This window comes from Halopseudomonas salegens, assembly GCF_900105655.1.
Classification (GTDB): Bacteria; Pseudomonadota; Gammaproteobacteria; order Pseudomonadales; family Pseudomonadaceae; genus Halopseudomonas; species Halopseudomonas salegens.
Window position 1 is genome coordinate 1004346 of the sequence record NZ_LT629787.1, and the last position, 14779, is coordinate 1019124.

At 59.8% G+C, this 14779-nt stretch carries 6 protein-coding genes; 3 read left to right on the forward strand and 3 right to left on the reverse strand.

Going from position 1 to position 14779, the window contains the following annotated elements:
* Positions 1-17 precede the first annotated feature (17 nt).
* Positions 18-5147 carry a beta strand repeat-containing protein gene (locus BLU07_RS04540; RefSeq protein WP_172830089.1) on the reverse strand — a complete coding sequence of 1710 codons (5130 nt, stop codon included), beginning with the start codon at positions 5145-5147 and terminating at the stop codon, positions 18-20.
* 371 nt (positions 5148-5518) lie between these two features.
* Here BLU07_RS04540 and BLU07_RS04545 point away from each other — a divergent pair, with 371 nt between their 5' ends.
* Together BLU07_RS04545 and ylqF are read left to right on the forward strand one after the other, a co-directional pair.
* Positions 5519-7087 carry a methyl-accepting chemotaxis protein gene (locus BLU07_RS04545; protein WP_092384593.1) on the forward strand — a complete coding sequence of 523 codons (1569 nt, stop codon included), beginning with the start codon at positions 5519-5521 and terminating at the stop codon, positions 7085-7087.
* Positions 7088-7184: 97 nt separating this feature from the next.
* Positions 7185-8177: a ribosome biogenesis GTPase YlqF gene (gene ylqF, locus BLU07_RS04550; protein ID WP_092384595.1), complete on the forward strand. Its 993-nt coding sequence runs from the start codon at positions 7185-7187 to the stop codon at positions 8175-8177.
* Positions 8178-8191: 14 nt separating this feature from the next.
* Here the strand turns inward: ylqF and BLU07_RS04555 are convergent, their stop codons facing one another.
* The gene (locus BLU07_RS04555) at positions 8192-9652 is read right to left on the reverse strand and encodes an SLC13 family permease (protein ID WP_092384597.1); all 1461 of its coding nucleotides are present in this window, start codon (positions 9650-9652) and stop codon (positions 8192-8194) included.
* 121 nt (positions 9653-9773) lie between these two features.
* Positions 9774-11090, reverse strand: coding sequence for an MFS transporter (locus BLU07_RS04560; RefSeq protein ID WP_092389578.1), 1317 nt, complete (start codon positions 11088-11090; stop codon positions 9774-9776).
* Between the two features lie 184 nt (positions 11091-11274).
* Between BLU07_RS04560 and smc the strand changes: the two genes are divergently transcribed.
* Positions 11275-14775: a chromosome segregation protein SMC gene (gene smc, locus BLU07_RS04565; RefSeq protein WP_092384599.1), complete on the forward strand. Its 3501-nt coding sequence runs from the start codon at positions 11275-11277 to the stop codon at positions 14773-14775.
* Positions 14776-14779 lie beyond the last annotated feature (4 nt).

Consider the following 14779-nt stretch of genomic DNA (forward strand, 5'->3'; position numbering starts at 1 on the left):
TTGAATGCTTGGCCGTTTCAGGGCGTTGGGCATGATGAGCCAACGCCAAAGCTGAGGGCGCCAGAGACAGTAATATTGGCATTGCCGTTGACCGTGCTCAGGTTAGGCGCGGCGCCACCTGGATCGGACTGCACGATGTTATGCGTTCCTGCTGTCTGACGAACCCGCATGTCGGAAATCCCGCCAATATTGCTGAAGCTGTTGCCGGAAATATTCGAGCAGTGGGTACCACCGACACGTTCCTGAATAACCAGCCCGCGATCATCGTAGATGTCGCGAATGATGTTGTTGGTTACGGTCGCGTTGATTGTGCCCGCGTTCACGACATCGTTGATGAAGATGCCCTCGAATCCGTTGAAGTTGCCATCACCAACGCCTTGAACGGTATTGTTGTCGATCAGCACATCGATTCTGTTCGCGCCTTCGTTCGAAATGTCGATACCGCTACCGATCGCACTGCCCGAGTTGGTGACGCCTGGGGTGCCAATGGTATTGCCGGTGATGGTGCCCGTTACCCTCGTCGCAGCGTTGGTATTTGCGTTGGCAAAGAAGTTGATGCCGATCGCCCGGTGGCCGGTAAAGGAGCTGTTGTTGACGGTAAACGAGGCCGCCCCTGCGCTGGATGTCGATACGTTTACGCCCACATTCTGTGCGGCCGCATCAGACGGATCACTGTTGCCGGCACCGGTAAAGGTACTGTTGTCGACATCCACGCGGACAAACGACCCCGCGACGTCGCCAGCATCCGCCTGGATACCATTGGACTTGTTGGCGATGAAGCTGGAATTGGTCACCGTGGTGCCCATCGAGGCCGTGCCGATTGCCTGCATCAGCAAACCGTTGGCACCCGTTGCCGAGGGCGTGTCACGAACAACACTGTCATCAATCACGAGATCGGCCAGTGTGCCGGTGTTATTTTCGATCTTGATATTGTGTTCGTAAGAATTACGGATGGTGGAACGCACGATCCTGACCGGATTGCTGCCGCCGGACAGGGTGCCAGTCAGGTTGCTCATCAAGATGCCTGCCTCATCCGGGAAGGCCTGATCTGCATTGGAATCGACCAGGCTGTCGACCAGCTCAAAGCCATTCACATCGCTGCCAAAAATACCGTTACGGGTGTTACTGGCGATATGCATGAAGTTGAACCGTGCGTTGGATGTATTGGTCAGCGAGATGCCGTCGGTGTCGGCGGCCTTGTTGCGGATGCTGCCGCCACTGCATGTCCCCGCCGAGGTGCAGCTGCCGCCATTGCCGGCTACTGTGAGACCGCCAATGCCGCCAGTATTGTTGAGAACAATCCCCGGAGTGGTGCCGCCGTTGCTTGAAACACGCTGGAAGGTCATGCCTGTCGCGCCAATAAGGGTGTTGGCGATATTGACGCTGGTGCCGTTGGTGCCGTCCACCGTGTTGTTCAAGCCGCTGACCGTTACCGTGCCGCCGCCGGTGGCGCTGAAGCCGGTACCGGAGGTGGTGTCGATATCCAGCCCGCCGTTGATGAAGTTGACGGTCGCGCCGGTATTGCTATTCAACGAAATTGCGGCATTGGCCCCGGTATTGAGCGTTTTACTGGCACCGCTGAACGTGATTGCGCTGCCGCCGCTATTATTGGCCACCAGCACGCCGGTACCACCCGCGTTGCTGGTCAATGTGCCAGACAGCGTGACTGCGCCGTCGGTCTTGTTCTGGATTTCAGCCACTCGACTGGCAGTATTGTTGATCGAACCGGCGTAGCTGATAACCCCGATGCCGCCATCGACAAAAAACGCCTGACCTGATGCACCACTCAGGCTACCACCGCCCAGATTCAGGGTGCCGTCAACCGCGACCAGGCTGACGTTGCGTGTGCCCGAACTGGAGCTGACGATATCGAACCCTGTACCGGCAATATTGCCGGTGTTGAGGTCCAGCGCCTGGCCGCTGCCGTTGATGCTGACATCCGCCACCGTCAAGGTACCGAAACTGCTGCCAGTGATGCCGCTGCCTGCGGTATTGCCGACAGTAAAGCCCTGGATGCGGTTATTGGTGGCCAGGGTGACGCCGCTGCCGCTGCCATTGGCGATCACTGGTGCAGTACCTCCGGTAGCCGGCAGGGCACTATCAATCGGTAGCGTCACATTGGCCATCGCCTCCAGTGACGGAACACCTGATTGGCCAAGCAGCCGCTGCTCATCGAGCAGGGTGATGCCGTCGACGTAGGTGCCGCTACCCGTGAACACGAAAATGCGTTCGCCGGTATTGGTCGCTGCAGCCTCGGCGTCGACCAGGTTATTGAATGGAGTGCTCAGACGACCGTCACCGGCTCCGGTGCTGTTATCAACAAACCAGATACGCTCGGCACCGATCGGCAGTTCAATTGTGCCCGTCGCACTGCCGAAACCGTTGGTGAGCGAGTACACCAGGGTGGCGTTCGCATTGGTTACGCCAGCGGCCGGGCTGAAGGTGAAGGTACCATTGGCGTTGACCGTCGCATCACCATTGGTGGTGCTATCCAGGCCAATGACCACCGCATCGCCGGAAACGGGAGGAGGTGTCGAGAAGTTGGAAGCCCGGGTGGTATCGATGTCGACGTTACCCAGCAGGGTATGGGGATAGGTGGCATCGGCTGCTTCCGGGCGTTCGCCGACCGCGACGGCGACTGTTGCGCAATCATCGCCACCGGCATTTTCAATACAGTACTGGAAGGTGTCGATACCGGTAAAACCGCTGTTCGGCGTGTAGCTGAAACTGCCATCGCTGTTCAGCGTCACACTGCCTCCGCCCACGGTGGTTATCGGGCTGAGAGTGCTGATATCAGGCTGCGGGAAACCATCGACATCGTTGCCCAGAACGCCATTGGCAGCACTGACGTTAAGCACTGTGTCAAAACTGCCGTGATACGGCATGCTGCCTGGGGATGAACTCGTCGGGATTCCGCCGGCAGGATCATCATTGGCCTCTGGTGCTTCGTTGATCGTCAGCGTGAATGCCTGGCTGTCATCCGGCACTATGCCGTTGGTCGCTGTCAGCGTCAGGTTGTATTCCGCGCCAGTGCCTGCATCCGGGGTGCCACTGAGTACGCCGGTGGTGCCGTCCAGAGTCAGCCCGGCGGGCAGGCCGGGCAGGCTGAAGCTCGGGTCGGGAAAGCCGTCGGTAGTGAAGGTGAAGTCACAGGATGCGCCAACCACACAGGTCAGGTTGTTGGCCGAGGTGATGGTCGGTGCTTCGCCGATGCTCAGAGTAAAGGCCTGAGTGTCATCGCCCAAGGCATTGCTGGCCGTGAGGGTCAGATTGAATTCGCCGCTGACGGTGGCCGCACCGCTGAGTACGCCGGTCGTGTTGTCGATCGTCAATCCGGCAGGCAGGCTGGGCAAGGCAAACTCGGGATCGGGGAAACCATCTGCGGCAAAGGTGAAATTACAGGGTTCATTGAGTTCACAGGCGAGGTTGTCCGCCGAGGTAATCACGGGAGCCTCACTCACTGTGAGTGTAAAGCTCTGGGTGTCATCGACCCCGATGCCATTGGTCGCCGTCACCTCCAGCGGATACTCCTGGCCGCTACCGGCAGCCGGTGTGCCTTGCAGGCTGCCGGTAACCGCATCAAAGCTCATGCCGCCTGGCAGGGCGCCGGTCAGCGAGAAATCAGGCTGAGGGAAGCCGTCGGCGGCAAAAGTGAATGGGCAGGCCGTGCCGACGTCGCAGTCCAGTGAGGCTGCCGATGTAATGCTCGGCGCCAGGTTGATCGTCAGGGTTACCGTTGCAGTGTCGTTATCGACAGCATTGCTGATCTGGTACTGGAAGCTCAGATCGCCCGTTATATCGGTGGGTGACTGGAAGGTCAGTGAGCCATCGGCTTCAATCGTGAGGCTGCCATCCGCACCGACGACAACATTATCGCCGGCGGCATTGTCAGCCACGGAACCACCCAGGTCGCCACCACCAAAACTATCCACCTGCGGCATCGGTACACCGGAAGCGGTATCCAGAACACCGGGCGCAGCGATATTGAGGCTCTCACCGCTCAGAACCTCGTAACTGGCATCACTGGCCTGGGGCTGACTTTGTACCTCGATGGTGACTGTGGCATCGCTGGTACCGGCAACATTCTCGACGCGGTACTGAAAGGTAAACTGGCCGGAAAATCCACTCTCGGCCTGGAATTGCAGGCTGCCATCGGCCTCAACCGTGAGGCTGCCATCGGTGCCAACAGCGACTGTGGCACCGGGCAGATTGGCGTCAGCTGCGCCAGCCAGATCACCACCGCCAAAGCCGATCAGGTCGCCCTCTGGCAAGCCGGCATCATCGTTGGCCAACACGCCATTTGCAGGAACGGCAAGCGGGTCGGTACCCACGATGTCGTACTGGTCGTCCTGCAAGACGGGTGGGGTGGCAAACAAGAGGGCGCTATCGATTCGGATGCACAGTCGGCTGTTGTTGTCAGCGCGCTTGCCGAACAAGGCGCGCAGATCCACGCCATTGTCCGGATCAGTGGCCGCGGTGGCGGCGAGCAGGGCACTCATGTTCCAGTCGGAAATCTCGCCATCAAGTACGCAGGTGGCAGCCACCAGGCTGCCCGAACTCAACATGATCACTGCAAACAACGTCAGGCGACGCTGCCGCTTGACGACGACAACCCCGATGCCAAGCATCAATATTGCCAACAGTGACAGGGTGTAAAACGTCAGTGTCGGGATAGAAATCGGTTCGGCTGCGGCCAGAATGATCGGCTCTGATGCGAGACCCATGACCGAGGTATTGCCGGCATCGTCACTGGCGACCAGCACCATTCTGATCCGACCGCCGTCCGCCAGCGGCCGAATGGGCATGAAGGTTTCGACGACGTTGAAACCGTCGAGTCCGTTACCTACGCCAACGTCCCAGCCGCCGGCACTGACCTGTTCGGGAGCACCAAAAGTCCCCGTGACGGCATCAATACAATCGCGCCGCTCCACGCCAACTACCGTCGCCGAGGTCAGTCCGGAGGTTTCCACGTAGGTGGTCAGAACAGACTCGATCCCGTCCACCGGACCATCAGGCGTTATCACCTGGCAGCCTGTTGCGGCATCGTTGTCAAAATCAAGGTAAAGGTCGTACTGAGAGGGAACCGCGTGAGCTACAGCACTCCACGCAAGGAAAATCAACGGGCAGATCCGTAGTGCGATATTCATCCTTGAACTCCAGGGAGTCGCGCTTGGCGCTTCCACTCCCGAATTGCATTTTTTGACAACAAGCCAGACGGCCATTCGACAAAGGCGCCAGCTCACCAGAGGCGGAAAATTCAGGGCCACCAGTCAGCCCTTGGCATTGTGCGAATTCAACGTTCCCTCGCAAACAGGTTAGATTTGAGGTGATGAGCTGTCAACCGCTCTCTTGCCTGACTGATGGGGTTTTCCTGTGGTTCTGCAGTGGAAGAGGGGTATTCGACAAGTCCCTTGATCCATCAATGATGTCGATTTGGCACTTGCGGGTGTTTGGACTATAGGTTAATCGATGCAGCATTTTGCCGGCTGCCTGATCCAGTCTCGGTCCAGAGGTTTACATGCGTAAGAATCTTCCAGTGAGTGGGCAGGAAAAAACCTTTGCGGCCGATCAGCGGCTGATTTCAGCAACCGACCCTCGTGGGGAGATTCAGTATTGCAACGATGAATTCGAAGCCGTCAGTGGCTTCAGCCGGCAAGAGTTGATCGGCAGCCCGCACAATCTGGTGCGGCACCCGGATATGCCCCCAGCCGTCTATGAACAGATGTGGGCCTGCCTGAAGGCTGGCAAATGCTGGATGGGTATCGTCAAGAATCGATGCAAGAACGGTGATCACTATTGGGTTGAGGCCTACGTTACGCCGGTGATGGAAGGTGGTCAGATTATCGGCTTTGAGTCCGTAAGGACGCAGCCTGATCGTGAGCGGGTCGAGCGGGCAGAGCGGGTCTATCAGGCGATCAATGCCGGCAAGTCGCCGCTGGGAGGCCTGCAGCGCTTGTCGAGCTTGCTGGGGCATTGCTGGTCGGCCTTGCTGCTGGCACTGATCACCGGCGTTCTGGTGGGGGCTCTCAGCGGTGTCTGGTGGCTGGGGTTGTTGGCACTTGGCGGTGGTGTGCTGGCAGCAGGCGTGTTGTTCGGGCATTTTAGCCGGGGCGTCAGTCTCAGCCTCGGGCAGATCAATAATGCCTTTGATGATCCCCTGGCTGCGTTGATATTTACCGGCCAGGGCGGGCTGATGGGGCGGCTGCAGATGGTTCTGATCAGCGAGGCGGCCCGTATACGGACTGCCCTGACGCGCTTGACCGATTATACGGAGCAGACCAGCGAAGCGGCTGCTGAATCACAGGATCTGGCGAGCAAAACCCGGCAGGCACTGGATGCTCAGCGCAATGAAACCGATATGGCTTCGACGGCGATGACACAGATGGCGGCCTCGATAACCGAGGTGTCGGGCAATGTTCAGTTAACGGCTGATGAAGCAGCCAATGCGCAAAATCTGGTCAACCAGGGTTCAGCCGTAGCTGACAACACGCTTGAGGTGATTCAGGCACTCTCACAAACCGTCGAGCAAGTAACGCGGACGGTGGAAAGTCTGGCCGCTGAAAGCGGACAGATCGGCAAGGCGGCTGAGTTGATCCAGGCGATTTCCGAGCAGACCAATCTTCTGGCGCTGAATGCTGCTATCGAGGCGGCGCGCGCAGGTGAGCAGGGACGTGGTTTTGCGGTAGTCGCTGATGAGGTGCGTTCACTCGCGCAGAAAACCCGTGATTCCACCGAGTCAATCAAGGAAGTTATTGCGCGGCTGCAGGACAGCTCGCAAGTTGCGGTCAATATGGTCCACCAGGGCAACAGCGAAGTGGAAAAAGGCCTGGCGCAGGTTGAGCAGACCCAGCAGGCATTGCAGGGGATTCGCACAACCATGGAGCAGATCAATCGCATGACCCAGCAAATGGCAGCGGCTTCTGAACAGCAAGCCCGTGTGGCGGATACCATTTCCGAGCAGATTCGGCATATTGCCGGCTCGGCCGACACCAGCCTGAAACTGGCGGGGCAGGCGAGTGAGCGTGGCCAGTACCTGGAGCAGACCGCAACCGATCTGCAACGTCTGGCCGAGCGTTTCAACAGTTGATCAGGCCCTGATGGGTCGCGTGCCGGGCGGTGAAAACCATCGCCTGCCTGGATGCAGTACACTAGCCGGCTAATGGTGATTCCAAGGTTGAGTAAACATGTCCATTCAGTGGTATCCGGGGCACATGCACAAGGCGCAGAAGGCGATCAGTGAAGCCTTGCCGCAGGTTGACCTGCTGATTGAAGTGCTTGATGCGCGCATTCCCTATTCCAGCGAAAATCCGGCGATTGAACGCCTGCGCGGTGACAAGCCGTGTATCAAGGTGCTTAGCAAGAGTGACCTGGCTGACCCGGAGTTGACCACTGCATGGCAGGCCTCGCTGGAGCAGGAGCGCGGCGTAAAAACCTTTCCGACCAACACGGCGGAGCCGGGCCGAACCCGCCAATTGATTGATCTTTGCCGCAAAATGGTTCCGGACAAGGTGGCCAGGGGCAAGAATATTACGGTGATGATTGTCGGTATTCCCAATGTCGGCAAATCCACCCTGATCAACGCTCTGGCTGATCGGGTGATTGCGCGAACCGGCAACGAGCCGGCGGTTACCAAGAACCAGCAGCGGATCAATCTGGGGGATGGCGTGGTGTTGCTGGATACCCCGGGCATTCTCTGGCCGAAAATTGAAAACCCCGACAGTGGCTACCGCCTGGCGGCGACCGGGGCGATCAAGAACACCGCCATGGCCTTTGATGATGTGAGCTTTTTTGTTGTCGAGTATCTGCGTGAGGCCTATCCGGAGTTGCTGCGCAAGCATTTCAAGCTCGAGGCGTTGGCGGATACCGAGCTGGCCATTCTGGAGCAGGCCGGTATCCGGCGCGGGGCCATTCGGGCAGGTGGGCGGGTAGATCTGACGCGCATCAGCGAGATGCTGATCAATGAGTTGCGTGCCGGAAAAATGGGCCGTATTACCCTGGAAACCCCGGCCATGATTGTCGAGGAAAAGGCCGCCGTTGCAGCGGCCCAGGCGAAAAAAGCGGAACAGGATGCCGAGCGCAAGCGCCAGTTCAAGGCTGGTTCACGAAACGCTGACCGGGGCGACAGCAAAGCCCAGCCGACGGCCAAGGCAAGCAGAAAAAAGCCGCGCCACAAGTGAGCAAAGCTGCCCCATCAGATGCCGAACACCACCCCGACCAACAGGTAAGCTGCCAGCGTGACCACCACGATACCCACCAGGTTGAGTGCAAAACCGGCGCGGATCATGTCGCTGATGCGCATGTGCCCGCTGGAAAACACAATGGCATTTGGCGGCGTCGCAACCGGCATCATGAAGGCGCAACTGGCGGCAATCGCGGCCGGTACCGTGAAGAGTAACGGTGATATGTCCTGACTCATTGCAACGGCACCGATCAGCGGCAAAAAGGCGGCTGCGGTGGCGGTATTGCTGGTAACTTCAGTAAGGAAGATGATCACCGTGACAACCAGCACAATCATCATTAACGCCGGCAACATGCCCATTTCCGCCAATCCCTGAGCAATCGCGCTGGCGAGTCCGGAGCTGGTAATGACGGCTGCCAGTGAAAGCCCGCCACCGAACAGCAACAGGACGTCCCAGGGCATGCCCTTGGCGCTATCCCAGTTCATGACGAAAACACCCTGACGCAGATTGACCGGCAGCAGGAACAGAATGATGGCTGCGGCAATGGCAATGACGGTGTCATTCAGCCAGGGAATCAGATTGGCCGATAGCAGTGGTTGAAAAATCCAGGCTGCCGCCGTCAGTACAAACACGCCGCCGACCAGCTTCTCTGCCCGGCTCAGGCTGCCCAGTTCGGCCAGTTGCTCTTTCAGCAGTTCACTGCCCTTCTCGTTGCTACCCAGGCCAAAATCCTTGCGCGTCAGCCAGACCCAGACGGCAACCAGCATGACCAGCGCGACCGGCAGGCCGATCAGCATCCACTGGGCGAAACCGACCTGAATGTCGTGATTGTCGGCCAGGTAGGCAGCCAGCAGAGCATTGGGCGGGGTGCCGATCAGGGTGGCGATGCCGCCAACGCTGGCGGCATAGGCGATCGCCAGCAGCAGCGCCGTGGCGAAGCGTTTGACCGCTTCGGGGTTGCTGTTGTCGAGCATGCTGATCACGGACAGGCCGATCGGCAGCATCATGATGGCGGTCGCGGTGTTGCTGACCCACATACTGAGAAAACCGGTGGCCAGCATAAAACCGGCAATCTGCCGTTTGGGCTGGCTGCCGACGGCAATCAGGGTCAGCAAGGCGATGCGCTTGTGCAGGTTCCAGCGCTGCATCGCCAGGCCGATGATAAAACCACCCATAAACAGAAAGATGATCGGGTTGGCATAGGGTGCCGTTGCAGTGCCCACGCTGCCGAGCCCGAGGGCTGGAATCAGCGGGATCGGCAGCAGTGCCGTAGCCGGAATCGGAATCGCTTCGGTGGACCACCAGGTCGCCATCAGCAGCATCAGGCCGAGCGTTTGCCAGGCAGCGGGTGTCAGCTCGCCGGGGGCGGGCACCAGCAAAGTGAACAGCAGAAATGCCGGGCCCAGGAACAGCCCGATCCGGCGACCGGTCGGTAGTCGGGGTGGGGTCGCATCTGTGTGCGCTGTGGTCATGCTCAAACTCCGAAAAATGAATGGCCAATAACCGAGGGTTGGCCCGCAGCGGGCGGGTCAGCCTTCAGCAAGAGTGTAGTCGCCTTCGGTGGGTCTGGCAGTGACGCTGCAGCAAGCCGGTTCAGTCGGCCTGGACCTCGGGCAGCGTGAAGGCTAGCAGGGCGCCAGCCAAGCCGATAGCCGACAAAAGTAGTAGCATGCCGGCGGCGCCAATCAGGCCGCTGAGCAGGCCAAACAGGCCGGTGGCGAGCAGAATCAGCCCGATCAGGCTGTTGCCCACGGCGACATAGTCGGTGCGCTTGTTGCCACCGGCCATATCCAGTACATAGGTTTTGCGCCCAACGCGCACACCACTGTGCGCCACGCCGAGCACAAAGAAAGCTACCGGGAATAACCAGGCATGGACGTTCTCCGGCAGCCCGCCCCAGACATGAATGCCGATCACTGCCGGCCCCAGCAGGCTGGCCAGAAAGGCGGCGCGGATCATGACCTGGCGGCTGGAATGATCGGACATGCGGCCCCAGATCATTGAGCTCAGGCTGTTGGCCAGGCCATTGGCAATCAGGAAGGCGCCCAGCATGCTCAACCCTGTGCTCAGCTCCTGACCCAATACCACGTAATAGGGTGCGGACAGGGCGGAGCAGAGCAGCAGGGCGCGGGTAATTACAAAGCGGCGGAAATGGGCATCATCACGCAACAGGCTCAGGCGGGCAAACGCCTCGCGCATGCCGTTGGCGCCGCCTTCGGTGGCGCCGGGGGCTTCATCAACGCTTTGGTAGACCAGAGTAGCCAGGACCCAGAGCAAGGCTGCGCCAACCAGCAGGCTGACGTAGAACACGCTGTCATCGTCACTGGGTGGCTGCAGCAGGGTATAGACGCCAAAGGCCAGCGCCAGCCACCCGGAAATACTGCTGGCCAGGCCGTTGAGGCGGCCGCGCCGGGTCTTCGGAATGGTTTTGCCGATCACATCCTTGCTGGCCACCGAGCAGAGGCCGCGGGCCAGACTGAACACCACCAGACAGGCGATAATCAGCCCTCCGGCCAGAGCGCCTGTCGTCGTCCATGCCACCAGTCCCATCGCCAGCAGGGAGAGCGCCTGCAACAGGCTGCCCGCCACCCAGACACCCTTGCGCCGGCTGAACTGACGTATCCAGGATGCAATCATCAATTGCGGCAGCATGGAGCCGGATTCGCGAATCGGTACCAGCCAGGCAATCAGTGCGACCGGTGCGCCAACCACACCCATCAGCCAGGCGAGCGTGGTTTTCGGGTTGATCAGGGTGTCGCCAAGGCTGGTCAGGGTAATGGCGCCGACCTGCCGGAAGAAGTTCTGCGGCACATCGCTGCAGGCACTGTCCGGGATGTCTTTGCAGACGCGCGCATCTTCCTCGTCGACCAGGCGGTTGTAGAGGCTATCCAGAGGTTTGTCTTGGTGCATGGGCTGGCCCTTGTTCGCAGTGCTGACAGTGTGCCACAACCGGACGCGGGGCTGGAAAAACCAGCGATTTTTGCCCGGATTGTCACATAATGTTGTCGCCGGGCTGGCAAGCGGGTAAAAATGGCGGTTTATTCGCCCAGCGGCAGCATGTCCCTGGTTACCGAGCGCAAGGAAAAGCTGATACATGCGATTGAAATGCATCAAGCTGGCCGGCTTCAAGTCCTTTGTTGACCCGACCACGGTCTACTTCCCGACCAATATGGGTGCGGTGGTAGGTCCCAACGGCTGCGGCAAGTCGAATATTATCGACGCCGTACGCTGGGTCATGGGCGAAAGCTCGGCAAAAAACCTGCGCGGCGAATCGATGACCGATGTCATCTTCAATGGCTCCAACAGCCGTAAACCGGTTGGCCAGGCCTCGATCGAGCTGGTCTTCGACAACAGCGACGGCACCCTCAAGGGTGAATACGCCAGTTACAACGAAATCTCCATCCGTCGACGGGTCACTCGCGAAGCGCAGAACCAGTACTTTCTCAATGGCACCAAATGCCGTCGCCGCGACATTACCGACATCTTCCTCGGCACTGGTCTGGGCCCGCGCAGCTACTCGATCATCGAACAGGGCATGATCTCCAAGCTGATCGAGGCCAAGCCGGATGAGCTGCGCCTGTTTATCGAAGAGGCCGCCGGGATTTCCAAGTACAAGGAACGCCGGCGCGAGACCGAGAACCGTATTCGCCGCACCCATGACAATCTGGCGCGCCTGACCGACCTGCGTGAAGAGCTGGAACGTCAGCTGGCGCACTTGCACCGTCAGGCGCAGTCAGCGGAAAAGTACAAGGAATTCAAGGCCGAAGAGCGCCAGCTCAAAGCCCAATTGCAGGCCTTGCGCTGGCAGGGGCTGGATATTCAGGTGCAGGCGCAGGAAGGCAAGGTACGCGAACAGGAAGTGGCGCTGGAGGCCTTGATCGCCGAGCAACGCAATGCCGATACCCGGATCGAGAAGCGTCGCGACGAGCACACTGAACTGACCGAGCGCTTCAATCAGGTACAGGGCCGCTTCTACGGGCTGGGGGCCGATATCAGCCGCATCGAGCAGGCCCTGCAATTCAATCAGGACCGCCAGCGGCAGTTGCAGCAAGATCTGATGGAAGCCGACCAGGCCTGGAATGAGGCGCAGAGTCATCTGACTCAGGATGAGGCGCTACTGGCTGATCTGCGCGCGGAACTGGCCGAGGTCGAGCCGGAACTGGAGATGGCCCGCGCAGCGGATGAAGACACGGCCGCCAGTTTGTTGGGCGCGGAAGAGGCGATGCAGCAGTGGCAAGCCGCCTGGGATACGTTCAATCAGCAAGCGGCTGCACCACGCCAACGGGCTGAAGTCGAACAATCCCGGATCAGTCATCTGGAACAGGCCATTGAGCGTTTGAGTGAACGCATCAAACGTCTGGAAGACGAACAGCAAGGGCTGGGTGCCGGTAGCCTGGATGACGAGCTGGAAGCACTCAATGAACAACTGGCAGAGCTGGAGCTGCGCAGCGAAGAGGGGCAGCTCAAGCTGGACGAGCTGGCCGACAGTCTGCTGCAGGAGAAAGACAGCCTGCAGGCGCTGAACCAGGAACAGGACATCCGGCGTGGCGAGGTACAACGCGCCAATGGTCGCCTGGCTTCGCTGGAAGCTCTGCAACAGGCAGCACTGGATCATGGCAAGGGCGTCAGCGAATGGCTGGCGGCACAGGGCCTGGACAAGGCCAGCGCACTGGCGCAACAGATACAGGTGTCATCCGGCTGGGAGCTGGCGGTTGAAACCGTGCTCGGCGATGACCTGCAGGCCATCGCGCTGGATCAGCTGGATGAGGTGACGGAAGCGCTGGCGTCATTTGAACAGGGCAGCCTGCGCTTGCTTGAGCGCAGCACCGCCCGTGGTGAGCAGGCTGCTGCACAGAGTCTGCTGCATAAAGTCGAGAGCACGCTGGATCTCAGCCCCTGGCTGGCTGCGGTGCGCACTGCTGAATCACTGGAGGCCGCGCTGGCCGCACGGCATGAATTGCCTGCCGAGGGCTCGATCATTACCCCGCAGGGCCACTGGATAGGGCGCAACTGGCTGCGTGTGCGCCGGGGTGAAGCCAATACGGGGGGTGTGTTGGCCCGGCAGCAGGAAATGGAACAGCTGCAGGCACAGTTGGCCGAACAGGAAGCAGCGCTGGAACACACGGCTGAGCAGCAAGCCCGGCACCAGCAGCGCATCCGCGAGCTGGAACAGCAACGCGACAGCCTGCAGCAGGGCCAGGCGCAACTGGGTCGTGAGCAGGGCGATATCAAGGCCCAGTGCTCGGCACGTCAGGTGCGTCTGGAACAGATCCATGCCCGCCGCCAGCGCATCAGCGATGACCTGGTGGACATTCGCCAGCAGCGCAGTGATGAACTGGAACAGCTGGGCGAAGCGCGGCTGACGCTGCAAGAGGCGCTGGACCGCATGTCGGCGGATACCGGCCAGCGCGAAACCCTGTTGCAGCAACGCGATCAGGTACGCGACGCGCTGGATCATGCCCGGCAGCACGCCCGGCAACACAAGGACCGCGAACACCAACTGGCCTTGCGCATGCAGTCGTTGCAGGCACAGCAGCAATCGACCAGTCAGGCGCTGGAGCGCCTGCAGACGCAGACGGAGCGGCTGGCTGAGCGTCGTGAACAATTGCAGATGAGTATGGAAGAAGCGCTGGCGCCGGATGAAGACCAGCGGATTGAACTGGAAAAATTGCTGGAACAACGGGTTGAGGTTGAGCAACAGCTGGCAACGGCCCGTGAAGCACTGGAGCAGGTCGATCAGGATTTGCGCGAACAGGACCGCCGGCGCAGTCAGGCGGAACAGCAGGGCCATGTGGTGCGCGAGCAACTCGAGCAGCAACGGCTGGCAGCGCGTGATTTGCAAACCCGTCGTCAGGGCCTGCGCGAGCAGTTGCTGGAAGATGGCTATGATCTGCTCAGTGTGCTTGAAGCGCTGCCAGCCGGGGCTTCGTCGACTGACTGGGAGCAACAGCTGGCACTGCTGGATGCGCGCATCCAGCGTCTGGGCGCGATCAACCTGGCGGCGATCGAAGAATACGAGCAGCAATCCGAACGCAAGCGTTATCTGGATGCCCAGAATGCCGATCTGGCCGAGGCGCTGGACACCCTGGAGCAGGTGATCCGCAAGATTGATCGCGAGACCCGCAACCGCTTCAAGGAAACCTTCGACAAGGTCAACCACGGCCTGCAGTCACTGTTCCCGAAAGTGTTTGGTGGCGGCCATGCCTATCTGGAGCTGACCGGGGATGATCTGCTGGATACCGGGGTGACCATCATGGCGCGCCCACCCGGCAAGAAGAACAGCACCATTCACCTGCTGTCCGGTGGTGAAAAGGCACTGACCGCCATTGCGCTGGTGTTTTCCATCTTCCAGCTCAACCCGGCGCCTTTCTGTATGCTGGATGAAGTGGATGCGCCGCTGGATGACGCCAACGTCGGGCGTTATGCCCGAATGGTCAAAGAGATGTCGGATCGAGTGCAATTCATTTACATTACGCATAACAAGATTGCCATGGAGATGGCTGATCAGTTGATGGGCGTCACCATGCATGAACCAGGTTGCTCGCGACTGGTCACAGTAGATGTGGAAGAAGCGGCTGCCCTGGCAGCAGTTTGAACTT